This window comes from Pseudomonas sp. GW821-FHT09D08, from assembly GCF_059416305.1.
The window spans coordinates 16,811-42,747 of record NZ_JBWKOX010000033.1; the positions used below are offsets into that span (position 1 = coordinate 16,811).

Here is a 25,937-nt window from a genome sequence, read left to right on the forward strand (position 1 = left end):
TCCTAAAGATTCGTTACGACTAGCGAAATTGCGCGAGGAACCGCAAGTCGTTGTCGAAGAACAGACGCAAGTCGTTCACGCCGTAACGCAGCATGGCCAGACGCTCAACGCCCATGCCGAAGGCAAAGCCCGAGAACTCTTCCGGATCAATCCCGGACATGCGCAGCACATTGGGGTGAACCATGCCGCAGCCCATCACTTCCAGCCAGCCAGTCTGCTTGCAGACGCGGCAGCCTTTACCGCTGCACATCACGCATTCCATGTCGACTTCTGCGGATGGCTCGGTGAACGGGAAGAATGATGGACGGAAACGCACCGCCAGCTCTTTCTCGAAGAACACTCGCAGGAACTCTTCGATGGTGCCCTTGAGGTCGGCGAAGTTGATGTCGCGATCAACCAACAGGCCTTCGACCTGGTGGAACATCGGCGAGTGGGTGATATCTGAGTCGCTGCGGTACACACGGCCTGGGCAGACAATGCGGATCGGCGGCTTGTTCGCTTCCATGGTGCGGACCTGTACCGGGGAGGTATGGGTGCGCAACAGCATGTTTGCATTGAAATAGAAGGTGTCGTGCATCGACCGGGCCGGGTGATGGCCTGGGATGTTGAGCGCCTCGAAGTTGTGATAGTCGTCTTCGACCTCAGGGCCTTCGGCAATGCCGTAGCCGATGTGGGTGAAGAACTGCTCGATGCGTTCCAGAGTCCGGGTGATCGGATGCAGACCGCCCGAGGCCTGGCCGCGACCAGGCAGGGTTACATCAATGGACTCGGCGGCGAGTTTGGCCGCGAGATCGGCCTCCTCCATGGTCGCCTTGCGCGCATTGAGCACCTCTGTGACACGCTCCTTGGCAACGTTGATCAGCGCGCCGACTTGCGGGCGCTCTTCAGCCGGCAAATTTCCCAGGGTCTTCATCACCTGAGTCAATTCACCCTTTTTGCCAAGGTAGTGAACCCGGATTTGCTCCAGGGCATTGATATCTTCAGCGCTTTGCACAGCCTCAAGAGCTTGAGCGACGAGCGCGTCCAGGTTTTCCATGTACAGACTCCAGATACAAAATAGGGGAAGAGCTTGAAGGCTCTTCCCCTATTTATGACGTTTACCACCTTGGGCTACAGGCGCAGCCCAGGGTGACTGTCGGGGGTACTTAAGCCAAGGTGGCTTTAGCTTTCTCGACAATCGCAGCAAACACCGCTTTTTCGTTCACGGCCAGTTCAGCCAGAACCTTACGGTCGATTTCGATGGACGCTTTTTTCAGGCCAGCGATGAAACGGCTGTAGGACAGACCGTTAACACGTGCACCAGCATTGATACGAGCGATCCACAGAGCGCGGAACTGACGTTTTTTCTGACGACGGTCGCGGTAGGCGTATTGGCCTGCCTTGATTACCGCTTGCTTGGCAACACGGAATACGCGTGAGCGTGCGCCGTAGTAGCCTTTAGCGAGTTTCAGAATTTTTTTGTGACGTTTACGGGCAATGACGCCACGCTTTACACGAGCCATGAGTTACTTCCTCTATTCTTGATCCAAAAATTAACGAAGGCGCAGCATGCGCTCGACTTTTGCCACGTCAGACGGATGCAGCAAGCTGCTACCGCGCAGTTGACGCTTACGCTTGGTCGACATTTTGGTCAGGATGTGGCTCTTGAAAGCGTGCTTGTGCTTGATACCGTTAGCAGTTTTCAGAAACCGCTTAGCAGCACCACTTTTAGTCTTCATCTTTGGCATGTTCGGATACTCCGCATTCAGTTGATAAACATAATCAGAAGGCCTGCCGTGCCCTGTTGATTACTTCTTCTTTTTCGGGGCGATGACCATGATCAGCTGGCGTCCTTCCATCTTAGGATGCTGTTCGACCGAACCGTACTCGAGCAGGTCAGCTTCAACCCGCTTGAGGAGTTCCATCCCCAGCTCCTGGTGGGCCATCTCACGGCCGCGGAATCGCAAGGATACCTTGGCCCTGTCCCCATCACTCAGGAAACGTACCAGGTTGCGCAGTTTTACCTGGTAATCCCCTTCCTCCGTCCCTGGACGAAACTTGATTTCTTTTACTTGAATCTGCTTCTGGTTCTTCTTCGCCGCGGCAACCTGCTTCTTCTTTTCGAAGATCGACTTGCCGTAGTCCATCACCCGGCAAACGGGTGGGATTGCATCGGCGGAGATTTCCACCAGGTCCAACTTGGACTCTTCTGCAATACGAAGCGCTTCATCAATCGAGACGATGCCAATCTGCTCGCCGTCAGCGCCAATTAACCGAACCTCGCGTGCCGAGATATTCTCGTTGATCGGGGCTTTCGGTGCAGCTCGTTTATCTTGTCTCATTTCACGCTTAATAATAATTACTCCGAATCTGGGCGACCACGCCGGGAAACCGCTTGCGCGAGGAACTCAGCGAACTGGGCGACGGGCATCGAGCCCAGGTCAGCACCTTCACGAGTACGCACAGCGACAGTCTGCATCTCGACTTCCCGATCTCCGATAACCAAAAGATAGGGAACCTTGAGCAAAGTATGCTCGCGGATTTTAAAGCCGATCTTTTCATTTCTCAAGTCGGACTTGGCACGAAATCCGCTTTCGTTGAGAGTTTTTTCAACTTCAGCAGCAAAATCCGCCTGTTTATCAGTGATATTCATGATCACTGCCTGAGTCGGAGCCAGCCACGCAGGGAACGCACCCTCGTAGTGCTCGATCAGGATACCGACGAACCGTTCGAACGAGCCGAGGATCGCCCGGTGCAGCATAACCGGGTGTTTACGACTGTTATCTTCGGAGACGTATTCGGCTCCCAAACGGATCGGCAGGTTAAAATCGAGCTGCAAGGTACCACATTGCCAGACACGGCCAAGGCAATCTTTCAACGAGAACTCGATCTTCGGCCCGTAGAAGGCCCCCTCACCCGGCTGCAGATCGTACGCAAGGCCCGCACTGTCTAGCGCTGCGGCCAGGGCCGCTTCGGCGCGATCCCACAGCTCGTCGGAACCGACGCGTTTTTCCGGACGAGTGGACAGCTTCATCTCGACTTCGGTAAAGCCGAAATCACGATAAACGTCCATGGTCAGCTTGATGAACGCGGCCGATTCGGCCTGCATCTGCTCTTCGGTACAGAAGATGTGGGCGTCGTCCTGGGTGAAGCCGCGTACCCGCATGATGCCGTGCAACGCACCCGATGGCTCGTTACGGTGGCAGGCACCGAACTCGGCCAGGCGCATCGGCAACTCGCGGTAGCTCTTCAGACCTTGATTGAACACCTGCACGTGGCATGGGCAGTTCATCGGCTTGATGGCGTAGTCGCGGTTTTCCGACTGGGTGGTGAACATATTGTCGGCGTAGTTGGCCCAGTGTCCGGATTTCTCCCACAGGCTGCGATCAACGACCTGCGGGGTCTTGATCTCCAGGTAACCGTTGTCGCGCTGAACCTTGCGCATGTACTGCTCGAGCACCTGATACAGGGTCCAGCCGTTCGGGTGCCAGAACACCATGCCCGGCGCTTCTTCCTGGAGGTGGAACAGGTTCAGGCGCTTGCCGATCTTGCGGTGGTCGCGCTTTTCGGCCTCCTCGATGCGCTGGATATAGGCGGCCAGCTGCTTCTTGTCAGCCCAGGCAGTGCCGTAGATGCGTTGCAGTTGCTCGTTCTTCGCGTCGCCGCGCCAGTAGGCACCGGACAGCTTGGTCAGCTTGAAGGACTTGAGGAAGCGCGTGTTCGGCACGTGCGGGCCACGGCACATGTCGACGTATTCTTCGTGGTAGTACAGGCCCATGGCCTGCTCGTCCGGCATGTCTTCCACCAGGCGCAGCTTGTAGTCTTCGCCACGCGCAGTGAACACGTCGATCACTTCGGCGCGCGGAGTGACTTTCTTGATGACGTCGTAATCTTTTTCGATCAGGGCGTGCATGCGCTGTTCGATAGCGGCCAGATCGTCCGGGGTGAAAGGACGCTCGTAGGCGATGTCGTAATAAAAGCCTTCGTCGATGACCGGGCCGATCACCATTTTCGCGGTGGGATACAGTTGTTTGACCGCATGGCCAATCAAGTGCGCGCAAGAGTGGCGAATGATCTCCAGCCCCTCTTGATCCTTGGGCGTGATGATTTGCAGGCTGGCATCGGAGGTGATCAGGTCGCTGGCGTCAACCAGCTTGCCATCGACCTTGCCGGCCACGGTGGCCTTGGCCAGGCCAGCACCAATGGATGCGGCGACCTCGGCTACGGAAACCGAATGATCGAATGAACGTTGACTGCCGTCGGGAAGAGTAATAGTTGGCATGGCGCCTCCTCTCCTAGTGGTGACCCCTACCAAAGGTCACGTGGGTTGGGATGAGCCAGTACAAGATCCAACACCAGGCCGTTCAATGATGAACGCCTGCCTTACAGCGGCAGGAGCCTTTCGGCCAACCGATAATCGAACCACAGTGACTGGAGTGAGCTGAAAATAAACATGGCAAGGCGGCAAATGGCGCGCCCGGAATTAGCCAGGCCGAAGATGCTAGCACAGATGAACGGTCATCGCGCCGACAGTATCCGCCGCAAAGACAAATTCCAGCCTTTATAGCTGCAAAAGTGAACTTGAGCTGTACGCCACACCTCAAACCCACTGAGAATCGCCGTTCGTCCTCGAATCAAAGGAGCATCCCATGATGCGTTTTACCTCGACCCTCGCTTTCGCCGCTACCCTGAGCCTCCTTTCCCTCGGCGCGCAGGCTGCCGCTCCATCCAATTGGCCAGCCGGTGCCCGTGACAGTTTCGTCAGCGACTGCAGCGCGGCCGCCAGCCAGAACGTAGACGTCAAGACTGCCAAGGCCCACTGCGAATGTGGCGCCGACAAGATCAACGCCGAATTGAGCACTGCGGAAATCAAAGAGCTCATGACTAACCAGAACGCCAGCCCGGAGCTTAAAAACAAAGCAGTCGCGGCTATTTCGTCCTGCAAAGTCGTGAAGAAAAAGTAAGACCGGTCCGGGATCAGACGACCGTTTTGCCAGGAAAACAGCCCGAAAACTGCCATTTCGCACAAATTACGCAGCTTTTACGGCTTTTTTTACCAGCTGATATTTCGTGCCGAAGCCCCGTAGATCGGGGCTTTCAGCCGACACAAGTAGCAAACGCAACGCTATTGATTAGCAAACAATGCCTTGGGGGGGCTCCCAAGCCGAACATTTCGACTATGATAGCCCAGTGTGCCCAGTTGGCCTGAGCAGCACAGCACTACTGAAAATATATGTTTCTTGGAGATACACCATGTCTAATCGCCAAACCGGCACCGTTAAATGGTTCAACGATGAAAAAGGCTTCGGCTTCATCACTCCTCAAGGTGGCGGTGACGACCTGTTCGTACACTTCAAAGCTATCGAAAGCGACGGTTTCAAAAGCCTGAAAGAAGGCCAAACCGTTTCCTTCGTGGCTGAGAAAGGCCAAAAGGGTATGCAAGCTGCACAGGTTCGCGGCGAGTAATTCTCCGCTGAGCTAAAAAAACCCCGTCCATGTGACGGGGTTTTTTATGGGCGTTGCAAAGCCTGGAAACGATCAGCCGCAATTAACGCGCGTGATCACCAGGTTGTCATCGGTGTTCAGGTTGAGGCGGTCGGAGCGGTATTCCAGCGTGATCATATCGTTGGGCTTGAGGATCCGTGCGTTCTGTGCGCCAGCGCGGGTACGGGCCTCCTCCAGCAACTGCGGCGAGGCTTTCTGGCCAATGCTGAATTCGGCGGCCTTCGACTCACAGCGGCTATGACCGGCATCGGTCACGGCGGCGTCTTTGGCTGGCTCAGAGGCACCCGGGGTGCTGCAACCCGCCAACGCGAGTGCTGCCAACAAAGTACCGAATGATGCGAGCTTCCAAGGCATGAAGCCTCCTAATTGAAAAATGGACAGAGATCGTGCGACAGCGGTCAGGCTGATAGGTTTCAAAACGTAAACCGCCGCCAGGTAAGTCTGCCCGACTATCAGCAGGCATTCGCCCGATCAATCGTGACCAAATATGAGCGCAATCAGTAGACGTCGATGTAATCAAACGGCGGCTTCGGCCAGTTCTGCTTCAGCGCATTGAAAATCTGTGTAACCCAGACCTCGTCGCTGGCCGCGACATTGCCGACATAACCGGAACCCTTGGCCCAGGTCTCCAGGCGGAACAGCAGGCCATCGATGTCAGTGCCTCCCACCACCCCGGAAGATATGTAGGCCATTCCGGCCTTGGTCACACGCAACTGAGTATGCTCGTCATCACTGGCACTGGCGATCAGTTGACGCACGGCGGCCAGTGTCAGGTTCTCGGGGTTATTCAAATCGATCTGCACGCGGTACGCCCCGGCAATTAAACAGGAGGACAGTGTCGCACAGCACCTGCTTCATGCCTAAGTAGCAGTGCCAAACCCCGCGCAAAATGATTAACTGCGCCGGTTAGAGCCGCGTTCCAGCGCATTACCCAGCATTTCAACCCGTGAGACTTCCATGACCACCGTAACGCTCCAAGCCGACATCAAAGCCAAATGGCCCCAAGGACAAAGCTCCTACAGCCCAGGAAGCCCGGAAGAACTGGCAATCATCGGTATCGACCTGCTGGTCAAGGAACTCGGCACCCAGGCGGCACAGGCATTCATCGGCCAGGTATTCGAAAAATACCCGGCCGATCACATGGGGGCACCAGACCCCGAGCGTGAATAAGAACCGGCTGGCGAAGGTCGACCGGGTTACTTCAGGCGTGCCAGGCGCTCGGTGAGCAGATCGAAGAAACCCTGGGCGTCGCCGTTCTCAACCCAGAACACATTTTTTGTCTGCTTCAGGCCGTCGTACCAATCAACGATGGTCTGGCCGAAGGTCGGGCCTTCGCGGCTGTCCACCACCATATTGGCCTGACGCCCGGTGAACAAGGACGGCTTGAGCAGGTAGGCGATGACAGTGGCGTCATGTACCGGGCCGCCCGGGATGCCGTAGTGTTCCATATCGCCCTTGACGTATTCATTGAGAATATCGCCGACGACCTTGCTCGCGTTGTTATTGATGTCGGCGATCTTCTTCAGGCGCGCCTCGCTGGTCAGCACCTTGTGGGTCACATCCAGCGGCAGGTAGGTCAGCTTGACGCCACTCTTGAGCACAATCTCGGCTGCAATCGGATCGGCGAACAGGTTGAACTCGGCAACCGGGGTGATATTGCCGCCGTTGAAGTGCGCGCCACCCATCACCACCACTTCCTTGATGCCTTGGGTGATTTCCGGGTCCTGGGTCAAGGCCAGCGCCAGGTTGGTCTGCGGACCGAGCATGGCAATGGTGATGCTGTGAGGCTTGGCCGCACGCAGGGTCTTGATCAGGTAATCAACGGCGTTGCCTTCAGCCAGGCCCTTTTTAGGCTCATGGACGGTGACGCCGGAAATACCTTCTTTGCCATGGATGTTCTCGGCATAGATCGGTGTGCGCAACAGCGGCTTGGGTGCTCCGGCGTACACCGGGATTTCTTCACGCCCGGCCCACTCGCGGGCCAGGCGCGCGTTACGCGAGGTCTTGTCCAGGCGTACGTTGCCGGCGACGGTGGTCAGCGCACGAATGTTCAATTCGTCCGGGGAAGCCATGGCGAAGAGCAAGGCCACCACGTCGTCGGCACCTGGGTCGGTGTCGATGATCAAGTCGATTTTTTCCGCCGCTTGGGCGCTGGCAGCAGTGAGTGCGGACAAAAGCAGGACACTCCGAAACAGATTTTTCAGGGTTGGCAGACCACGTTGCATAAAACACTCCTTGTCGTTGGGAAACTCTAGAAGGTGACGCCGGAGACCAGCGCGATATTGCAGTAAGGCTGGCACTCGCCGGTACGCACGACAGCGCGCGCGTTACGGCTCAGTTGCTTGAATTGTTCATGGCTGAGCAGCCTTCGCTCGCCGAGGGCGGCCTGTTCAGCCAAAGCGTTCAGCTCCGTCAGCGCGGGCGGCTGCTTGAGCAGGATTTCTTCCGCCAGCACGTGGCTTTCCACCTGCATTTCACTGAGCACGATACGCAAGGTGCTGATGAAGTCGGGAATGCCCTGGGTCAGCGCCAGGTCGATCAACTCGACCCCGGGCGGCACTGGCAGGCCGGCGTCGCCGATCACCAGGATGTCACCATGGCCCAGGGATGCGATCAAACGCGACAAGGCGATATTGAGCAGAGGCGTCTTTTTCATAAAAGCACAAAACCTTGAACGTCATGCAGCGTAGGAATGGAGGGTTGCGCACCAGCACGGGTGACTGACAAGGCTGCCGCGACCTGGCCGAAACGGATGGCCTCGGCTTCGCTTTTGCCACTGGCCAGTGCTGCGGCAAAACCACCGACAAAGGTATCGCCGGCAGCGGTGGTATCCACCGCCTTGACCTTGGGCGCCACCAGGTGCTCAAAGCCCTGGCCATCGGCAAACAACGCACCCTGGGCGCCCAGGGTGATGATGACTTTGCGCGCCCCCGCCTTGATCAGGTGGGTCGCCGCGACCTTGGCACTGTCGAGGGAGTCGACTGTCACGCCGCTCAGTGCGCTGGCTTCGCTTTCGTTGGGAATCAGGTAGTCGACCGAGGCGTACCAGTCGGCGGGCAACGGGCCGCTGGCCGGCGCCGGGTTGAGAATCACGGTCTTGCCCAGTTCACGACCGCGCTTGAGGGTATAGCCCACGGTATCCATCGGCACTTCCAGCTGGCAGATAATCACATCGGCCCCCTGTAGCACCGCATCGGACGCCTGCAGTGAGGCGGGCGTCAGCTCGCCGTTGCTGCCGGCAACAATCACAATCGCGTTCTGGCTGCTGTCGTCCACCACAATCAAGGCCACGCCACTGGAACCGTCGACGGTGCTCACCGCCTGGCAATCGATACCTTCCACCAGCAAGGCGCCACGCAGTTCAGTGCCATAGGCATCGCTACCGACACACCCGATCATTGCCACATCCGCACCCAGTCGCGCCGAGGCCACGGCCTGGTTGGCGCCCTTGCCGCCAGGCACCGTGGAAAACGTCTGGCCGATCAGGGTCTCACCGGCACGGGGCAGCCGACTCGCGCGGGTGACCAGGTCCATGTTCAAGCTGCCTATTACCACTACTTTTGCTGGCATACATCAGTACTCATCAATTCGGTTCAGCGGTATTGGGCGAACACACCGGCGACGGGCGCCGTCGATTCACGCAACACGATGCTCGGCGTCACGATGCGTTGATCGATCGGCAGTTGGGGGGTTGCAATTCGTCGCAGTAAAAGCTCGGCCGCGGTCTCGCCCAGTTGCAGGATCGACTGCCCGACCGTGGTCAGCGCCGGGTACACGTAGCGGCCCATTTGAATGTCATCGAAACCGATCACCGACAGCTCGCCGGGTACGCGAATATTACGCTCCGCCGCCGCGCGCAACACGCCGAAGCCGATCATGTCGTTGCTGGCAAAAATCGCGCTGGGCGGGTTCTGCGCCAGCAATTGCACGGCAGCAGCATAACCGCCGGTGCTGGTGAAGTCGCTTTCCTGGATGCGATTGGCCACCACTGCCACACCGGCTTCATGCAGTGCACGCTGGTAACCCGCCAGGCGCATTTGCGCGACGCGGGTGTGGCCCGGGCCGCCGATGCAGGCGATGTCCCGATGCCCCAGCTCAAGCAAGTGCCGGGTCGCCAGGTAGGCGCCCTCCTCGTGGTCGATGCGTACCAGGTCGACATCGATACCATCCAGCGCCCGGTCGACAATCACCATGGGCGTGCGCACGGCGCTCAACCCCGCGGCGAGGCCGCTGTCATCCCCGCCTACCGAGGTCACGATCAAGCCGTCGATGCGTTTTTCCAGCAACACCCGCAAATAGCTGCGTTGTTTTTCCGCATTGTCGTCGGAGTTGCAGAGAATCACGCAGTAGCCGTTACGTTCACAATAATCCTCGATACCCCGGGCCAGCTCGGCAAAATACGGGTTGAGGCTGTTGGGCACCAGCAATCCGATGGTGGCCGTGGTCTTGGCCTTGAGCGAACGCGCGACGGCACTGGGCACGTAGTCGAGTTGCTTGATCGCCGCTTCAACCTTGATCCGTACCGGCTCGCTCACCGGGCGCGTCTTGTTCACCACATGGGACACGGTGGTGTAGGAAATACCTGCAATCGCGGCCACATCCTTGATCGTTGCCATGGTTCAGCCTCGCCGACTGGCACGACGGCTGCGATAAGTATCCAGGACCACGGCAATCACGATCACGGCACCGGTGATGATGCGCTTGGTGGGCTCCGTGGCACCGATCTGCGCCAGGCCGGCGGCCAATACCGAAATAATCAACACACCGAAGAAGGTACTGATCACCGAACCACGCCCGCCCATCAGGCTGGTGCCGCCGATCACCACTGCGGCGATCACTTGCAGCTCAAGGCCGGCACCGGCATTCGGGTCTGCCGCTTCCAGACGCGAAATCTGGAACAGCGCCGCCACACCGGCCAGCAGGCCCATGAGGCTGAACACCAGGATCTTGTACGGCTTGGGATTGATCCCGGCCAGGCGTACGGCTTCTTCGTTGGTGCCGATACCGATCAGGTAACGACCGAATACGGTGCGGGTCAATACCAACTGGGCGGCAATGATCACCAGCAAAGCGATGATAAACGACGGCGAAATACCGAAGGCGATCGGGTTGGACAGCCAGGCAAACGAATCGCCGATATAGGCCGTGCGCGAGCCGGTCATCTGGTACGCGACGCCACGGGCCATTTCCAACACGCCGAGGGACACGATAAACGAGGGAATGCGCCAGGCCACCGTGATCGAGCCGGTGATAGTGCCGGCCAACGCGGCGCAGCCCATGCCGAGCAAGGCAGCCGGCAAGACACTCCAGCCCCAACCGAGAATCGCCACACTGACCGCCGATGCCGCCAACGCCAGCACCGAGCCCACCGACAGGTCGATACCGCCGATGATCAGGATGAAGGTCATGCCCACCGCCAACACCATCAGGTCAGGAATCTGGTTGGCCAGGGTGCTGAACGTGTCATAGGACAGGAAGTGATCACTGAGCACCGAAAACAGCGCGATCATCGCCAGCAATGCACCGGCCAGCCCCAGGTAGGTGCCCAGGCCGTAGAAGTTACCGCCGGTTTTACCGGGGGAAGTTGTTAGTTTCATGGGGTATCCCTAAGCACTGCGTCGTTGAGCAGCGCATCACGTTTCTGATAGCCGGCAAAGGCGGCGGCGAGCAATTCGTCCTGGGTCCAGCTGTCGCGCTCGAAGGTTTCGATCAAGCGTCCGGCGGACAGCACGCCGATGCGGTCGCAGATCAGCATGAGTTCACGCAGGTCGCTGGACACCACCACCAGCGCCTTGCCCTGGCGAGTCAATTCACCCAGCAAGGCATAAATGTCGAACTTGGCACCGACATCGATGCCACGGGTGGGCTCGTCGAACAGCATCACCGAGCAGTCGCGCTCCAGCCAGCGGCCGATCACCACTTTCTGCTGGTTGCCACCGGACAGTTCGGACACCAATTGCGCCGGGCTGGAACTGCGGATCCGCATGGCATCGATCTGGCGCTTGGCCAAGGCAGTTTCGTCGCGGCTATTGACCAGGCCGCCGGCGGAAATTTCCGGCATGTTGCCCAATGCGATATTCGCACTGATCGACTGGGTCAGCAGCAGCCCTTCGCCCTTGCGGTCTTCGGTGATCAGGGCAATGCCATGACCCACGGCATCCACCGGCGAGCGAATACTCACCACCTGGGCCGGCGAACCCAGGGCGACGGTGCCGCTGTCGGCCAGGTCGGCCCCGAAGATAAGCCGCAGTAGCTCTGTACGACCGGCGCCGATCAGGCCGGAGATGCCATAGATCTCACCGGCACGCACTTCAAACGATACGTCGCGGACCTTGTCCGAGCGCGTCAGGCCTTTTACGGTCAGGGCCGGGCCGCCGAGGCTGCGCGGTCCCAGGTCGATGTGTTCACCCAACTCCCGGCCCACCATCAAGGTGACCAGTTGTTCGCTGTTGTAATTGGCCATCGGCTCGACGCAGACCAGCTTGCCGTCGCGCAGTACTGCAATGCGCTGGGCGACACGGGCCAGTTCTTCGAGCCGGTGCGAAATATAAATGATCGCCACGCCCCGGGCCTGCAGGCGGGTGATTTGCTCAAACAGCATCTCGACTTCGCGGGCCGTGAGCATCGCGGTGGGCTCGTCGAGGATCAGCACATGGCAGTCGCCGATCAGGTTGCGGGCGATCTCGACCATCTGTTGATGGCCGATGCCGAGGCTGCCGACCAGGGTGTCCGGATCGATGGCGTCGAGACCGACCTGGGCCATGGCCTCGATTGCGGCTTTGCGCAATTGCTTGCGGCTGATCCAGCCACAGTGGCTCGGCAGATTATCCAGGAACAGGTTTTCGGCCACGGTCAGCGTCGGCAGCAGATTGAGTTCCTGCATGACCATGCGCACGCCCAACGCTTCAGCCTGGGCACGGCTGGCCGGACGGTAATCCTGCCCCTGGAATTGCATGTGCCCGGTGGTCGGGGTAACCAGCCCACCGACGATCTTCGACAAGGTACTCTTGCCCGCGCCGTTTTCACCGGTCAGCGCCAGTACTTCACCCCGGTTAAGCGTGAGGGTAATGTCGGCCAGAACCGGTTGGGCATAGGTCTTACCGATACCGCTGACCGAGAGGACAGCGTTCGGGGCGGAAGATGACATAGGAAAATCTCCAGGCGTCCGCCCAGGACGGGCAGACGCTGTTGGGTGCTGCCAGGATTACTTCTTGAGGACGAGTTCGACCGGAGTTTCGATCACGCCGTCCTTGGCATCGACTTTCTCACCCTTGACCAGCTTGAGGGCGTTCTGGATACCGAACACCGCTTGCTGCGCAGCCGCCTGGTCGGCGGTCGCCAGCACACGACCATCCTGCAGCATCGGCTTGATGGCTTCGATGTTGTCGTAACCCACCACCAGCACCTTACCGGCCTTGCCTGCCGCACGTACGGCGGAGACGGCGCCCAGGGCCATGTTGTCGTTACCGGCCAGCAGCGCCTTGAGGTCCGGGTGTTCGCTCAGCATGGCCGAGGCCACTTTCTGGCCCTGGTCAATTTCCCAGTTGCCGGATTGGGTGGAAACGATCTTCATACCGGCAGCGTCCATCGCATCCTTGAAGCCTGCGGTGCGCTGCTGGGCGTTGGTGGTGGTGGGTACACCTTCGATGATGCCGACCTTATCGCCGGCAGCCAGCTGCTTGGCCAGGTAGTCGCCCACCAGTTTGGCGCCTTTGCGGTTGTCGGGGCCGACGAAGGGGATATCGAGTTTTTTGCTTTTCAGCACGTCCGGGTCCAGGCGGTTATCGATGTTGACGACCTTGATCCCGGCCTTAGAGGCATCCTCCAGCACTTTTACCAGTGCCTTGGAATCAGCAGGCGCGATAACGATGGCATTGACTTTGGACAGGATCATCTGCTTGACGATATCGATCTGCGCACTGGTATCGGTTTCGTTCTTGATGCCGTTGGTGATCATGTCGAAATCGGCGGCATGGTCTTTCTGATACGCCTTGGCACCGTCCTGCATGGTGACAAAGAATTCATTGGCAAGGGACTTCATCACCAGGCCGACCTTGGGTTTGGCGGCAGCGTCATCAGCGAACGCAGAGGAGAAAGGTAAGGCGGCGGATGCAGCAGCAAGCACAGCGACAGCAAGAAGACGTCCGGCGAATGGCAGCTTCATGGGTTCACTCCGATCTTATGATTATTGTGAGCAACGCGTGCACCGAAGTGTGCTTCGGCGGCCCTCCCACCCGGGTGGCTGATACGAGCTGACAGGAGACTCTGACGAGGGCCTCATGAAACATCTCGCAAACGTTTGCGTTAGCCAAACTATGAGAACCTTGTCGAGATTTGTCAACGGTAGAACATGGCCTTTCATGCAAGACCTCCAGCCCCGGCTCTCGCGCCCTGCGAAAGCCGCTCTTAAACATCTGCCGGGTTCGGTCGTTCTCTGAAACGACAGGTTTTGGCACGACAGGCAGGATTCTTTCGTCATAACTTTCGGACAACCGAACGCCACACCCCAGGTTGTTCGGAAAGCCGGACATCCAGCAAGCAAAACCACATCGCTCATTCAATAAAAATCTATATATATCAACAAGTTAATTTATATGCTCGAACATATTCGGCATGGTACAGATCCTGCTCCTACACAGCGCCTGGAGGCATTCAGCACTGCCCAGGTGTTCTAGATGAACCTGCTACAGCACTCATCAAAAACCAGAGAGAAAAATAATGAAATCTGCATTGAAGAACTTTGTTCCGGGGGCGCTGGCCCTTCTGCTGCTGTTCCCCGTTGCCGCCCAGGCAAAGGAGGTTGAATCCAAGACCAAACTGTCCAACGTGGTGATCCTCGCCACCGGCGGCACCATTGCCGGCGCGGGCGCCAGCGCCGCCAACAGTGCGACGTACCAGGCTGCCAAAGTCGGTATCGAGCAATTGATCGCCGGTGTTCCTGAGCTTAGCCAGATCGCCAATGTGCGTGGCGAGCAAGTGATGCAAATTGCGTCCGAAAGCATCAACAACGAGAACCTGCTGCAACTGGGTCGCCGCGTCGCCGAACTGGCCGACAGCAAGGACGTGGACGGCATCGTGATCACCCACGGTACCGACACCCTGGAAGAGACCGCCTACTTCCTGAACCTGGTGGAAAAAACCGACAAGCCTATCGTGGTGGTCGGCTCCATGCGCCCAGGCACCGCCATGTCGGCCGACGGCATGCTCAACCTGTACAACGCCGTAGCCGTGGCCGGCAGCAAGGATGCACGTGGCAAAGGCGTACTGGTGACCATGAACGACGAGATCCAATCGGGTCGCGACGTCAGCAAGATGATCAATATCAAGACCGAAGCCTTCAAGAGCCCATGGGGCCCGCTGGGCATGGTCGTTGAAGGCAAGTCCTACTGGTTCCGCCTGCCGGCCAAGCGTCACACCATGGACTCGGAGTTCGACATCAAGAACATCAAGAGCCTGCCCGATGTTGAAATCGCCTACGGCTACGGCAACGTGAGCGACACCGCCTACAAGGCACTGGCCCAGGCTGGCGCCAAAGCCATCATCCACGCCGGCACCGGCAATGGTTCGGTGTCGTCCAAAGTGGTTCCCGCGCTGGTGGAATTGCGCAAGCAAGGTGTGCAGATCATCCGTTCTTCCCACGTGAATGCCGGGGGCATGGTGCTGCGTAATGCCGAACAGCCGGACGACAAGTACGACTGGGTCGCCGCCCTCGACCTGAACCCGCAGAAAGCGCGGATTCTGGCGATGGTTGCCCTGACCAAGACCCAGGACAGCAAAGAACTGCAACGGATGTTCTGGGAATATTGATTCCTGTTGGCATCTCTGTAGAGGCGGGTTTACCCGCCTCTACCTCCTGTGTAAATCCCGCAACCAACACCTCCCCGCCTTACACCAACTCGCCTAAATAGCCGTCAGACGAACTTATTGAATTTTAAGCAGTTGCGAATTTGCCTACAGTTAAATACTGTATGCACGTACAGCTTATTAAGGAACACTCCGTGGCAAAGTCCTCTTCCGCAGCCCTAACCCCACCTGATGCCTACGAACGCCTGGCCATTCGTGTGCAAAAGATCATCAACTCCACCAACGCTCAAAAAGCCAAGGCAGCCTTGATCTTCCGCTTGCCGGACGAGCCAGAAGACGAGTGGCAGCGCTTGCTGGAGGAAATCGCGGAGAACGACAACGTCACCCTCGCCTATCGGGATGACGGCGGCGTGCAGATTTTCTGGGTTGTGCCGAAGGAAGATTGATTCAATGAGTGCCCGTTTTATTGCTGTGTGCTGCCTGCTTTTTGCTGTCACTGCCCATGCCCAGGCGCCCCGTACCTTCAGCGAAGCCAAAAAGGTTGCCTGGAAGTTGTACGCGCCACAATCCACCGAGTTCTATTGCGGCTGCAAATACACCGGCAACCGCGTTGACCTGAAAGCCTGCGGCTACATCCCACGCAAAAACGCCAACCGTGCCGCGCGCATCGAGTGGGAGCACATTGTTCCGGCCTGGCAGATCGGCCATCAGCGCCAGTGCTGGCAGAACGGTGGACGCAAGAACTGCACCCGCCATGACGACGTATTCAAGCGTGCCGAAGCGGATCTGCACAACCTGGTGCCGAGCATCGGCGAGGTCAATGGAGATCGAAGTAACTTCAGTTTTGGCTGGCTGCCGGTGCAAAGCGGGCAGTACGGTTCGTGCCTGACCCAGGTGGATTTCAAGGCCAAGAAGGTCATGCCGCGCCCGTCCATTCGCGGGATGATCGCACGCACGTATTTCTACATGAGCAAGCAGTACGGCTTGCGCCTGTCGAAACAGGATCGCCAGCTGTACGAAGCCTGGAACAAGACCTATCCGGTACAAGCCTGGGAGCTCCAGCGGAACCAGACGGTGGCGTGCGTAATGGGGCGCGGCAATGAGTTTGTCGGCCCGGTTAACCTGAAAGCCTGCGGTTGAACGAGGGCGGCACTGCCGCCCGAACTGCTGTTACTGCGCAGCCTTGTGCTCGATGATCTCGGACACCGTGTCGCTTTTCTTGGCCCGCGCCATCTTCTCGTTGAGCAGCGTCTGCTTGGCCTCGGCCTCGGCCTTGGTTGCAAATGGCCCCAGCAGCACTTCGTCCTTGCCGTCGACCTTCACGATATAAAAACTGAACCCGTGTTCGAGCAACCAGGCGGTCAGGTCGGTGATTGCCTGCAGCTTATGGTCCGGCGGGCCTACTCGCAGGTCCCATTCCTGGGCAGCAATCGCGCCGGTTTGTGGCTGGCTTTCGGTGACGGCAGGCTTGGCCTTGGGGGCATCGACACTTTTGCCTTCACCGCAACCGGCCAATACCAACACCGCAATTGCCATCGCTACTTTACGCACTGCCCTGCTCCTTCAACGGATAAAGAGGCGACTTTATCATTCACTGTCTATTCTGGCCGTCATAAACGTTGGCTTAAACAATGCGAATGATGTATCCCAGACCTGTATGATGTCGCCATGGGAATTAATGTCGCCTCTATGCGTCCTAAAAGAGGCAGTCACAGGGACGCGCTTAGCAGTAAGCTACACACATACGACACCTGCCCTGTCTGAAACATGTGTCCTTAAAAGTAATCAAGGAGAAGTCCATGCTTATACTCACCCGCAAAGTCGGTGAAAGCATAAACATCGGTGATGACATTACGATCACCATCCTGGGCGTCAGCGGCCAGCAAGTACGAATCGGCATCAACGCACCCAAGGATGTTGCCGTGCATCGCGAGGAGATTTACCAGCGCATCCAGGCCGGCCTGACCGCTCCGGACAAAAACCAGACGCCTTGAAGCGCCCTCAGTAGCCAGCCCTTTCGTTCACTGTAACGGCTGGCGAAAACCTCCTCGGACTGCTTTTGTCTGTGTTGCGCTAAGCGCTTTTTGCCGCATGTGCATCCATGCTCAAGATGAAACTATCTTCACACCTGGAACTTATTACCCCCCCTGCAACCGAATCCTCTGACTGATACCCCACCATCCGTGTGCACTCAGGAGCACGTCGATGATGCCAGGCAGCGCCCAGCCATTTTTTTCCAGATCCTGGATGATCGCCCTGCTGACGGGGCTGGTCTTTGTCGGCTTGGAATATGGCCTGAAGCTTGAAATAGAGGGCGCCGAAGCGCCCCGTTCGCGGCTGGACCTGGTACTCCTGCTGTGTGGCTACCTGTTCATGTTCTGCCTCAAGCCCATCCAGATGGCCGTGCAGCGCAAGTTGTGCCAACGCATCGTGCGCAAAACCGTACGCTGACGCCCACCCCCGATTCGCTTTCAGATCGCTGGTATTTACAGCCGCGCAGCAGGACCTATCCTTGGGTGTGTTTGCACAGTCAGTAGAAGGTGTCGGTACAGATGGACACGCTCACTAAAACCCAAATCGAATCTGAATTGGCAGCCCGCCTGCCCAGCTACACGGTCACCTGTACGCTGCACGCCGACGGCACCCTCTCGGCCGTGCTCAGCGGTCCGGAGACGGACCACTTCGCAATCACCGGAATCGTGCGCGCGCATTATCGCGGTGCCGAAGCGATTGCCCGGCTCGCCAACGAGATTCTCAGGGAGATGGTGCTGTCACGCCAAGGCATGCGCAGTGATCGAATGCAGGCGCCGCCTGATCCAGCCACCCGCGAAGCAGGCCGAGTCCGGTAGCCGGCTCGGCCTTGCTGCGTCAGTCCGTCGCGCGCGCCAAGTACAGCAAGCCATCAGCGCTGCGTTGCACCTGCAGCTGTTCATACCCATCGATCGAAGGATGCTCCGTCGCCATGGGCTTGAGGTGCGTCGAAGTCACGACCATCACATCCGCGCCAGCCGCCTCCCCCGCGCGAATACCCACCGTCGCATCCTCAAACACCAGGCAATCCTGCGTCGACACCCCCAGGCGCTGCGCACCGAGCACATAACACGCAGGGTTCGGCTTGCCGATAGCCACGTCTTCAGCCGTGACCAGCACCGCTGGCGGCGTAATACCCGCCGCTTGCAGTCGACGCAACGCCAGTTCCCTGGGAGCAGAAGTGACCAGCGCCCACTGATCGCCGGGCAAGCGGTTCAGAAACTCGACGGCCCCGGCAATCGCAACGACACCGTGCACATCATTGATTTCAGCCTCGGTAATCCACTGCGCTTCAACCTCCGGGTCGACGCCGGGCAAGGCCTGGCGCGTGATGGTGTCGATCGCCCGGGCGCCATGGATGGTGGTCAGGAACGTCGCCACCTCCAGCCCATGGCGTTCAGCCCAGATACTCCATACCCGCTCGGCGGCGGCAATCGAATTGAGCAGAGTCCCATCCATATCGAACAGAAAGGCGCGGTAAGGGCGGGCAAATACGGCTGAACCTCGGATGGACACTGCGGGGTTTCCTCGTGAGCTGAAACGAATAATCGACGCAATGCAATCTACGGATCACCCGGCGGCTTGTAAACGCCAACGACGCCGGCAATAACACGGCGGCGTCGAGCGCCATGCGAGCGGCACCGCCAGCTCAATCGAGGGCGCCATTGAGGACTTCGTAGATGATGCCCGTCGCGATAGCCACCAGTATCAAGTCGGTGCCCGCCTGCTGCCACTCGTACCCATCGTAATGAGGCAAGCGGCCCAACAAACGCCCGTCCAGCTTCTTGGCAATGCCCGGCGGCAGCGGCTTGCCGCGGGCCAGGTTCTTCTGGATGCCAGGCGGCAAGGCGGGCCCCGGGCTCCAGTAGTCGCGATAACCGCCCAACACATTCAGCACGCTGCCACGGTCGACGCTGGGGCCATGACTGCCTGCTGCACCTTTGCCCTTGGGCTTGTCATGCCCCTGCCCGCCGTGACCATTGCCTTTATCGTTGCCTTGCCCCTTGCCATTGCTTGGATCAGCCAGGGCCATACCGCCAGCGGCAAACAACACAAGCGAAAGCGCAACAGACACGAATTTCGGGCACTTGATCATGGCGATGATCCAACATAGGAATGTAGCTGAACTGTAGTCGAGGTTATCGCACCCCGTGGGACGTCAACTCACCTGACCGCCCACTTCCAGCACATCCACCGGGGTATTCCACGCCGTCGACACCGCGATGCGCAGCCCATCGACCAGCCCCGCTCCAAGCTGGTTCGGCACGTGGATAAAACCACTGCGTACACCGGTGCCCGCGAGTTCGTGCTGCAAGCGGTAGAACACCTGGTTGCACACGAATGTACCCGCCGTCTGCGATACCGACACCGCAATCCCTGCTTCGCGCACCGCCCTGGCCATGGCCTTGATCGGCAGAGTCGAGAAGTACGCCGCCGGGCCGCCGACCACCACCGCCGTGTCGATGGGCTGCTCCCCCAGATTATCGGGGATGCGTGCATCGTTGATGTTGATCGCCACTCGCTCGAGGGATATTTCGCTGCGCCCGGAGGCCAACCCAGTGGCGATGACCATCGCCGGGCGCAGTTCACTGATCAGTTGGAGCAGGCACTCACCCGCCGTGGCAAACGCACAGGGCAATCGGCGCGCAACAATGCGCACATCATCGTCGAGTTGCACGCCATCCAACTGGCTCACCGCTTCCCAGGAAGGATTCACCAGGTCTTGATCAAAGGGCTCGAACCCCGTCAGCAATACAGTTCGCATCGTCGCCTCACATCAGCACATAAAGCAGGACAATATTGACCACCAGCATCATCAACGCGGTCGGCAGTTGCGCCTTGATCACCGCGTTCTTGTCCGGCAACTCCAGCAACGCCGCCGGCACGATATTGAAGTTGGCCGCCATCGGCGTCATCAGCGTACCGCAGTAGCCGGAGAACATACCGATGGCGGCCATCACCGCCGGGTTACCGCCGTAGATACCCACCAGCACCGGCACGCCGACGCCCCCGGTCATCACCGGGAACGCCGCGAAACCATTGCCCATGATCACCGTAAACAGCGCCATGCCCAACACGTACACCATGACCGCCACCAACTTGAAATCCAGGTTGATGTAGGTAGTGGTGACATGGGCGACAGCCGTGCCGACCCCGGCTTCATTGAACAGCAGGCCAAGCATCGCCAGCATCTGCGGCAGCACCATGGCCCAGCCCAGGGCCTCGGTGAGTCGTCGGGATTCGCGCAAGGCTTGCACCGGTGTATCACGGGTCAGCCAGCACGCCAGGCCGAGGGCAATCAGGCAGCCGATGCCGAGGGACACGAAGGTGGTGTTTTTCGGGTCCAGCAGCGGTACGCCGCCAATCTCGGTGTGCTTGAGCAAGACCGAACCGATCACGGTGGTCAGGGGGATCGCCAGCGCCGGGATAAACAACTTGTGCCCGAGGCGGCCGGCACTGGCGCGCGAAGCCTTGTCATGCAACTCAGCATGGGTGCCACGGCCGACGCCTCCCAGGCCGGCGATCAGTGCCATCACCACCACTCCCGCACCGACCACCACCGAGGGCAGGCGCTCCCCTACCAGGAACGGGATGGCGAACAGCAGCCAGAACAGTGCGCTGGACCAGCGCTTGGGATGGCTTCGATCCAACAGGATCATGCCGGCGGTGATCAGCAGCAGGACCCCGGCGAGCCAGTACAGGTATTGGATAGAGATGATCATTGCGCGGCCTCCACTGGGGTCACGACGGTCGTCATCTCGCGGGTCAGTCTTCGGTCAAACCGATGAAGTCGGATCGCGTGAACGATAAAGGCGCAAATCGCCGTAGGAATGCCCCACACCGCAATGTGCAGCGGCTCCACATCAATACCCGAACCGAGCAGGAAGGTATGCATCAAGGCAATCGCCCCAAAGGCGACGAAGATGTCCTCACCAAAAAACAGGCCGACGTTATCGGTGGCCGCGCACATGGCCAACACCTTGTGACGCAGTTTGTCCGGCAGTTTGCCGTAGCGCTTTTCCGCCGCGCCTTCGGCCATCGGCGCCAGCAGTGGGCGCACCATCTGCGGGTGCCCGCCGAGGCTGGTCAAGCCCATGGCTGCAGTGGATTCGCGTACAAACAGATAGATGATCAGCAGGCGTCCGACCGTGGCGCGCTCAAACCGCGCAATCCAGTTCTGCGCGTGCAGGCGCAAGCCGTGGCGCTCCAGCAGACCGATGACGGCGAGGGGCAACAACAGGATCAATTGCAGGGCGCGAGTCTGTAGGAAACCATCCCCCATAGTGGCGAGGATTTTCTCCAGCGGGAAGTGGGCAGCGAGCCCGGTGGCGATAGCTGCGGCGGTGACCACCAACAGCGGATTGAAACGCAAAACAAAGCCAACCACGATCACAAGTACGCCGATCAACGGCCATAAGTTCACAACAGTTTGCATGGCGGAGAGGTCCTTAAGTGCGCGCTGCGGCGCCATTACAGCAGGATGTGAACAAAGGGTTCACAGCAGGAAGTGGCGTGCAGTCGGCTCGGTTTTTTATTGTTGGCCCGTCAGGGCGAGCGTCAGTGGCGGCAACTGTGCTGCCTGGGAGCAGGAGGTGTCCAACAAGAAAAATTGTTGCTGCAAACCAATAAATTTTGTGGGTAATTGAGTAGTCCACAAGTAACAAGACGTGGACAGACCATGAAGGATTCGCTCATCTTAACGCCGCCCGTTTATCGTGCGCGGCGCATCGGGCAGTTGGTCGGCCTTCTTCATCAAACCGTTCACTGAAAAAGGGCAGCACCGGTGAGCTCAGCCACTCCAGATTCCGCCGCGCAAAACCGCCTCAGTCTACACACCAGTCTGATCGCCCTGGTGGTCGCCGTAACCTTCTTCATGGAGAACCTTGACGCCACGGTCATCGCCACCGCGCTGCCAACCATGGCCTCGGCCTTTGGCGTGACACCGGTCGACATGAACATCGGCATCACCGCCTATATCCTCGCCGTGGCGATCTTCATACCGCTGTCCAGCTGGGTCGCCGACCGCTTTGGTGCGCGCCGGGTATTCGCTGGCGCAATCATCCTGTTCACCCTCGCCTCGATGCTCTGCGGGCTCAGCCAAAGTATCGAGATGTTCGTGTTCGCCCGCGTCCTGCAGGGCATCGGCGGCGCATTGATGGTGCCCGTAGGACGCTTAGCGGTGTTACGCAATACGGATAAGAAAGACTTGGTGAAGATGATCGCGATCATTACCTGGCCCGGCCTGGTCGCGCCGATTCTGGGGCCGCTGGTCGGCGGCTTGATCGTGACGCATGCATCGTGGCCATGGATCTTCTACGTGAATCTGCCGCTAGGTGCGCTGGCATTGGCCGCCGCACTGTGGCTGGTACCGGAAGACCGTGAAGCCAGCGTGCGCCAGTTCGATGCCAAGGGGTTTGTACTGCTGGCAGGCGCCTGCGTGGCCCTGCTGGGCGGGCTGGAATGGCTGGGTAACCAGGCCGGTGAACGCCTTATTCCAGGCGCCGTGCTGGTCGCGGCAGGCATCGCGCTGGCAGTGTGGGCCATTCACCATTGCCGCCATGCCAGCGACCCGTTATTGCCGCTCGAGACCTTGTCCATCGATACATTTCGCGTGAGCATCTATGGCGGCTCGCTGTTTCGCCTGGCCATCAGCGCCCTGCCGTTCCTGCTGCCGCTGCTGTTTCAAATCGCCTTTGGCTTGTCCCCGGTGGACGCAGGCTTGCTGGTGCTGGCGGTATTCGCTGGCAATCTGGCGATGAAACCGTTCACCACGGCAATCATGCGCCGCCACGGGTTTCGCCAAGTCTTGCTGGTGAACGGGGTAATCGGTGTGGTGTCGATAGCTGCTTGCGCGCTTTTCACGGTGCAGACCCCATTTGTACTGATCGCGGCCGTGTTGTTTGTGGGAGGGTTGTCCCGCTCGATGCAGTTCACCTGCTACAACTCGATCGGCTTTGCGGATGTGCCCAAACCGCGCATGAGTGAGGCCTCGGCGCTGTTCAGCATGTCATTCCAGCTGGCGATGGGGATGGGCGTGACGGTGGCGGCGCTGCTGCTACGGGCATCCATGACCCTGCAGGGGCATGGGATGCAGGCACAGGTCGGGGATTTTCGCGTGGCGTTCGTCGGCGTGGCGCTGCTGGGAGCGTGGGCGCTGGTGGATGTATATCGCTTGACGGTGGGAGCGGGAGAAAGTGTGTTGAATCGACAGTGAAGGCTGCGGCTCAACACACTGTTGCCAGTATCAGGCGGTGGTACTGACCATCGAACCCGACGTGCTGTTGCCCTCATCGGTGACTGCCTGCAACAGCGCGGAAGTCACTGTCTGCAACGCCGCCGCAGTGCCGGCGATCTGCATCTGCGCCGCCGCTACTGCCGCCGCTTTGGCTTCTGCACTCTGGTTGCTGGACTGAGCTTTCTGCAAGGCTTGCTGCTGCGCTTGAAGCTGCTTTTGCAACTGCTCGATCTGCTTCTTCAATTCTTTGACGGTATCGGACTCCTTCGAGAGCGAGGAGGCTTGGCCACCGCCACTTACACCTGCCGCACCATTGGAGTCAGCGTGCATGTTGACGGTCATGCCGCCTGCGCTGCTTGTGCTTTCCTTGGTCGCGCCAGCCGTCGAGCTGACAGTGCTTGGGGTGCTTGCTACGGAGGCGGTAGTGCTGATGTTGATAAGCATGCCAAGTGTCCGAGAGTAAGAGATTTGCGATCTCTATCGGCCTGGGTGTCGATTACTTTAGGCGGGGGTGGGAAGATTTTCGGGTAGTAATAAATCGCACGAACAAAAAAGGGCCCACCTTTCGGTGAGCCCTTCTAGACCGCCCAGCAGAGCGGATTTTGTTTGGTAGGCGCGATTGGACTCGAACCAACGACCCCCACCATGTCAAGGTGGTGCTCTAACCAACTGAGCTACGTGCCTGCTGTGAGGCGGCATTCTACGGAATTCCGGAGGGGTGTCAACATCTTTTTTGCAGCTAACCCTATGAATATGCGAATTATTTATTTGCAGCCGGCGCACCGCACTTTTTGGGGTGGCTGGCAGGCAATTTTCAACTCAGGTAGGATCGGGGCACTCGTAAAAAATATAAAACAGAGGTTCCAGGATGGCGAACACCCCCTACCCCCAGTCGTATTACGCCGCTTCCGCCAATGCCGTTCCGCCGCGCCCAATGTTGCAAGGGGACGTCGAAACCGATGTGTGCGTGATCGGTGCCGGCTATACCGGCCTGTCCAGCGCGCTGTTCCTGCTGGAGAACGGTTTTCGCGTAACGGTGCTGGAAGCCGCCAAGGTGGGTTTTGGCGCGTCGGGCCGCAATGGCGGGCAGATCGTCAACAGCTACAGCCGTGACATTGATGTGATCGAGCGCAGCGTCGGCCCGCAACAGGCGCAGTTGCTGGGGCAGATGGCGTTCGAGGGCGGCAGGATCATTCGCGAGCGGGTCGCCAAGTACCAGATCCAGTGCGACCTGAAGGACGGCGGCGTGTTCGCGGCACTCAACAGCAAGCACATGGACCATCTGGAGTCTCAGAAACGCTTGTGGGAGCGCTACGGCCATACACAGCTGGAGTTGCTGGACGAGCGTCGCATTCGCGAGGTCGTGGCCTGTGACAACTATGTCGGCGGGCTGCTGGACATGAGTGGCGGCCATATCCACCCACTCAACCTGGCACTCGGTGAAGCCGCCGCCGTGGAGTCCCTGGGCGGGACGATCTACGAACAATCGGCGGCGGTGCGCATCGAGCGTGGCGCCAACCCGGTGGTCCATACGGCAGAAGGCAAGGTCAGGGCCAAGTTCATCATCGTCGCGGGCAATGCCTACCTGGGCAACCTGGTGCCGGAGCTGGCGGCCAAGTCGATGCCCTGTGGCACCCAGGTGATCACGACGGCGCCACTCGGGGATGAGCTGGCCAGGACACTCCTGCCGCAGGATTACTGCGTAGAGGACTGCAACTACCTGCTCGACTACTATCGCCTCACCAGTGACAAGCGCCTGATCTTCGGCGGCGGCGTGGTGTATGGCGCGCGCGACCCGGCGAACATCGAAGCAATCATCCGCCCGAAGATGCTCAAGGCCTTCCCGCAACTCAAGGATGTGAAGATCGACTACGCCTGGACCGGCAACTTCCTGCTGACCCTGTCGCGCTTGCCGCAGGTCGGTCGCCTGGGCGACAACATCTACTACTCACAGGGCTGCAGCGGCCATGGGGTGACATACACCCACCTGGCGGGCAAGGTGCTGGCGGAAGCGCTGAGAGGCCAGGCAGAGCGCTTTGATGCGTTTGCCGACCTGCCGCACTACCCATTCCCGGGCGGGCAACTGTTGCGCACACCGTTTGCGGCACTGGGAGCCTGGTACTACGGGCTGCGGGATAAGCTGGCCCTCTGACAAATCAATGGGAGCCGGTTCGCCGGCTCCCGCAAAAAATCGCCAAATTGCAGACACAAAAAACCCCGGTCTTTCGACCAGGGTCTTTGCTATCGGATCAAAGTAGCCAGTGGCTTTCTTTGTGCTGCAAGGCGTTCAGTGGGCCTTGAGGCAGATATGGCGCAGCGGACGGGACTCGAACCCGCGACCCCCGGCGTGACAGGCCGGTATTCTAACCGACTGAACTACCGC

The 25,937-nt window shown here is 59.0% G+C and carries 32 protein-coding genes and 1 tRNA gene; 11 read left to right on the plus strand and 22 right to left on the minus strand.

The genetic code is table 11. The features are described from left to right. Positions 1-19: 19 nt before the first annotated feature. The 5 genes from pheS to thrS form a co-directional block, all read right to left on the minus strand. On the minus strand, positions 20-1,036 hold the full coding sequence (gene pheS, locus AC07OP_RS30365) for a phenylalanine--tRNA ligase subunit alpha (protein WP_017737822.1): 1,017 nt from the start codon (positions 1,034-1,036) through the stop codon (positions 20-22). Positions 1,037-1,145: 109 nt separating this feature from the next. Continuing rightward, positions 1,146-1,502, minus strand: coding sequence for a 50S ribosomal protein L20 (rplT, locus tag AC07OP_RS30370; protein ID WP_003174975.1), 357 nt, complete (start codon positions 1,500-1,502; stop codon positions 1,146-1,148). Positions 1,503-1,532: 30 nt separating this feature from the next. Beyond that, positions 1,533-1,727 (minus strand): 50S ribosomal protein L35, encoded by a 195-nt coding sequence (gene rpmI, locus AC07OP_RS30375; RefSeq protein WP_002553160.1) that lies wholly within the window; start codon positions 1,725-1,727, stop codon positions 1,533-1,535. 60 nt (positions 1,728-1,787) lie between these two features. Continuing rightward, positions 1,788-2,339, minus strand: coding sequence for a translation initiation factor IF-3 (gene infC / locus AC07OP_RS30380; protein ID WP_015884933.1), 552 nt, complete (start codon positions 2,337-2,339; stop codon positions 1,788-1,790). Next, positions 2,339-4,261, minus strand: a complete 1,923-nt coding sequence (thrS, locus tag AC07OP_RS30385; RefSeq protein ID WP_048719014.1) for a threonine--tRNA ligase — start codon at positions 4,259-4,261, stop codon at positions 2,339-2,341. Before thrS ends, infC begins: the two co-directional genes overlap by 1 nt. A 367-nt stretch (positions 4,262-4,628) precedes the next feature. Between thrS and AC07OP_RS30390 the strand changes: the two genes are divergently transcribed. After that, complete coding sequence (locus AC07OP_RS30390) at positions 4,629-4,943, plus strand: hypothetical protein (protein WP_027604109.1); 315 nt, start codon at positions 4,629-4,631, stop codon at positions 4,941-4,943. A gap of 289 nt (positions 4,944-5,232) precedes the next feature. Continuing rightward, the gene (locus tag AC07OP_RS30395) at positions 5,233-5,445 is read left to right on the plus strand and encodes a cold-shock protein (protein ID WP_003234260.1); all 213 of its coding nucleotides are present in this window, start codon (positions 5,233-5,235) and stop codon (positions 5,443-5,445) included. A 72-nt stretch (positions 5,446-5,517) separates the two neighbouring features. Here the strand turns inward: AC07OP_RS30395 and AC07OP_RS30400 are convergent, their stop codons facing one another. Continuing rightward, a complete protein-coding gene (locus AC07OP_RS30400) occupies positions 5,518-5,838 on the minus strand; it encodes an I78 family peptidase inhibitor (RefSeq protein ID WP_495103185.1) in 321 nt (106 codons plus the stop codon). A gap of 143 nt (positions 5,839-5,981) precedes the next feature. After that, entirely contained in the window at positions 5,982-6,287 is a 306-nt protein-coding gene (locus tag AC07OP_RS30405) for a hypothetical protein (protein ID WP_115486943.1), read from the minus strand. A gap of 154 nt (positions 6,288-6,441) precedes the next feature. Between AC07OP_RS30405 and AC07OP_RS30410 the strand changes: the two genes are divergently transcribed. Then, positions 6,442-6,654, plus strand: coding sequence for a hypothetical protein (locus AC07OP_RS30410; RefSeq protein ID WP_027604106.1), 213 nt, complete (start codon positions 6,442-6,444; stop codon positions 6,652-6,654). Positions 6,655-6,680: 26 nt separating this feature from the next. Here AC07OP_RS30410 and AC07OP_RS30415 read toward each other — a convergent pair whose 3' ends face one another. Genes AC07OP_RS30415 through AC07OP_RS30445 form a run of 7 tightly spaced genes read right to left on the minus strand, consistent with a single transcriptional unit; the run spans position 6,681 to position 13,648 of the window. Next, a complete protein-coding gene (locus AC07OP_RS30415; protein WP_027604105.1) occupies positions 6,681-7,709 on the minus strand; it encodes a nucleoside hydrolase in 1,029 nt (342 codons plus the stop codon). A 26-nt stretch (positions 7,710-7,735) separates the two neighbouring features. Beyond that, positions 7,736-8,140 (minus strand): D-ribose pyranase, encoded by a 405-nt coding sequence (rbsD, locus tag AC07OP_RS30420; RefSeq protein ID WP_065940351.1) that lies wholly within the window; start codon positions 8,138-8,140, stop codon positions 7,736-7,738. Continuing rightward, positions 8,137-9,054 carry a ribokinase gene (gene rbsK, locus AC07OP_RS30425; RefSeq protein WP_495103184.1) on the minus strand — a complete coding sequence of 306 codons (918 nt, stop codon included), beginning with the start codon at positions 9,052-9,054 and terminating at the stop codon, positions 8,137-8,139. Before rbsK ends, rbsD begins: the two co-directional genes overlap by 4 nt. 23 nt (positions 9,055-9,077) lie before the next feature. Continuing rightward, a complete protein-coding gene (locus tag AC07OP_RS30430; protein WP_495103183.1) occupies positions 9,078-10,100 on the minus strand; it encodes a LacI family DNA-binding transcriptional regulator in 1,023 nt (340 codons plus the stop codon). 3 nt (positions 10,101-10,103) lie between these two features. Next, entirely contained in the window at positions 10,104-11,081 is a 978-nt protein-coding gene (locus AC07OP_RS30435; protein ID WP_065927257.1) for an ABC transporter permease, read from the minus strand. Further along, positions 11,078-12,631: a sugar ABC transporter ATP-binding protein gene (locus AC07OP_RS30440; protein ID WP_495103182.1), complete on the minus strand. Its 1,554-nt coding sequence runs from the start codon at positions 12,629-12,631 to the stop codon at positions 11,078-11,080. Before AC07OP_RS30440 ends, AC07OP_RS30435 begins: the two co-directional genes overlap by 4 nt. 57 nt (positions 12,632-12,688) lie before the next feature. Further along, positions 12,689-13,648 carry a sugar ABC transporter substrate-binding protein gene (locus tag AC07OP_RS30445; RefSeq protein WP_115486938.1) on the minus strand — a complete coding sequence of 320 codons (960 nt, stop codon included), beginning with the start codon at positions 13,646-13,648 and terminating at the stop codon, positions 12,689-12,691. A gap of 554 nt (positions 13,649-14,202) precedes the next feature. Between AC07OP_RS30445 and AC07OP_RS30450 the strand changes: the two genes are divergently transcribed. The 3 genes from AC07OP_RS30450 to AC07OP_RS30460 all read left to right on the plus strand — a co-directional run bounded on the left by AC07OP_RS30450 (position 14,203) and on the right by AC07OP_RS30460 (position 16,428). After that, on the plus strand, positions 14,203-15,291 hold the full coding sequence (locus AC07OP_RS30450; RefSeq protein ID WP_010209102.1) for an asparaginase: 1,089 nt from the start codon (positions 14,203-14,205) through the stop codon (positions 15,289-15,291). 191 nt (positions 15,292-15,482) lie between these two features. Next, entirely contained in the window at positions 15,483-15,734 is a 252-nt protein-coding gene (locus AC07OP_RS30455) for a DUF1654 domain-containing protein (protein ID WP_174562738.1), read from the plus strand. A 4-nt stretch (positions 15,735-15,738) separates the two neighbouring features. Then, positions 15,739-16,428, plus strand: coding sequence for an endonuclease (locus AC07OP_RS30460; protein WP_115486936.1), 690 nt, complete (start codon positions 15,739-15,741; stop codon positions 16,426-16,428). Positions 16,429-16,458: 30 nt separating this feature from the next. On the opposite strand, the gene AC07OP_RS30465 is transcribed toward AC07OP_RS30460, so the two are convergent. Then, positions 16,459-16,824 carry an SPOR domain-containing protein gene (locus AC07OP_RS30465; protein WP_495103192.1) on the minus strand — a complete coding sequence of 122 codons (366 nt, stop codon included), beginning with the start codon at positions 16,822-16,824 and terminating at the stop codon, positions 16,459-16,461. Positions 16,825-17,087: 263 nt separating this feature from the next. Between AC07OP_RS30465 and csrA the strand changes: the two genes are divergently transcribed. From csrA to AC07OP_RS30480, 3 genes are all read left to right on the plus strand, one after another. Then, a complete protein-coding gene (gene csrA / locus AC07OP_RS30470) occupies positions 17,088-17,282 on the plus strand; it encodes a carbon storage regulator CsrA (protein WP_003192511.1) in 195 nt (64 codons plus the stop codon). A gap of 211 nt (positions 17,283-17,493) precedes the next feature. Beyond that, positions 17,494-17,739, plus strand: coding sequence for a hypothetical protein (locus tag AC07OP_RS30475; RefSeq protein ID WP_115486934.1), 246 nt, complete (start codon positions 17,494-17,496; stop codon positions 17,737-17,739). Between the two features lie 101 nt (positions 17,740-17,840). After that, positions 17,841-18,137 carry a DUF1652 domain-containing protein gene (locus AC07OP_RS30480; protein ID WP_115486933.1) on the plus strand — a complete coding sequence of 99 codons (297 nt, stop codon included), beginning with the start codon at positions 17,841-17,843 and terminating at the stop codon, positions 18,135-18,137. A gap of 19 nt (positions 18,138-18,156) precedes the next feature. Here AC07OP_RS30480 and AC07OP_RS30485 read toward each other — a convergent pair whose 3' ends face one another. From AC07OP_RS30485 to AC07OP_RS30505, 5 genes are all read right to left on the minus strand, one after another. After that, positions 18,157-18,834: an HAD-IA family hydrolase gene (locus AC07OP_RS30485; RefSeq protein WP_495103181.1), complete on the minus strand. Its 678-nt coding sequence runs from the start codon at positions 18,832-18,834 to the stop codon at positions 18,157-18,159. A gap of 133 nt (positions 18,835-18,967) precedes the next feature. Next, positions 18,968-19,414, minus strand: a complete 447-nt coding sequence (locus AC07OP_RS30490) for an anti-virulence regulator CigR family protein (RefSeq protein ID WP_495103180.1) — start codon at positions 19,412-19,414, stop codon at positions 18,968-18,970. A 63-nt stretch (positions 19,415-19,477) separates the two neighbouring features. Beyond that, entirely contained in the window at positions 19,478-20,083 is a 606-nt protein-coding gene (gene pcp / locus AC07OP_RS30495; protein WP_065940363.1) for a pyroglutamyl-peptidase I, read from the minus strand. Positions 20,084-20,090: 7 nt separating this feature from the next. After that, positions 20,091-21,041 (minus strand): DUF979 domain-containing protein, encoded by a 951-nt coding sequence (locus tag AC07OP_RS30500; RefSeq protein WP_115486929.1) that lies wholly within the window; start codon positions 21,039-21,041, stop codon positions 20,091-20,093. Beyond that, positions 21,038-21,754 carry a DUF969 domain-containing protein gene (locus tag AC07OP_RS30505; RefSeq protein ID WP_115486928.1) on the minus strand — a complete coding sequence of 239 codons (717 nt, stop codon included), beginning with the start codon at positions 21,752-21,754 and terminating at the stop codon, positions 21,038-21,040. Before AC07OP_RS30505 ends, AC07OP_RS30500 begins: the two co-directional genes overlap by 4 nt. 348 nt (positions 21,755-22,102) lie before the next feature. Between AC07OP_RS30505 and AC07OP_RS30510 the strand changes: the two genes are divergently transcribed. Then, complete coding sequence (locus tag AC07OP_RS30510) at positions 22,103-23,533, plus strand: DHA2 family efflux MFS transporter permease subunit (RefSeq protein ID WP_495103179.1); 1,431 nt, start codon at positions 22,103-22,105, stop codon at positions 23,531-23,533. A gap of 30 nt (positions 23,534-23,563) precedes the next feature. On the opposite strand, the gene AC07OP_RS30515 is transcribed toward AC07OP_RS30510, so the two are convergent. Together AC07OP_RS30515 and AC07OP_RS30520 are read right to left on the minus strand one after the other, a co-directional pair. After that, positions 23,564-23,998 carry a hypothetical protein gene (locus AC07OP_RS30515; RefSeq protein ID WP_115486926.1) on the minus strand — a complete coding sequence of 145 codons (435 nt, stop codon included), beginning with the start codon at positions 23,996-23,998 and terminating at the stop codon, positions 23,564-23,566. A gap of 163 nt (positions 23,999-24,161) precedes the next feature. Next, positions 24,162-24,238: transfer RNA gene (locus AC07OP_RS30520), tRNA-Val, on the minus strand. 184 nt (positions 24,239-24,422) lie between these two features. Here AC07OP_RS30520 and AC07OP_RS30525 point away from each other — a divergent pair. Continuing rightward, entirely contained in the window at positions 24,423-25,706 is a 1,284-nt protein-coding gene (locus AC07OP_RS30525; RefSeq protein ID WP_495103178.1) for an NAD(P)/FAD-dependent oxidoreductase, read from the plus strand. Positions 25,707-25,937: the final 231 nt, after the last annotated feature.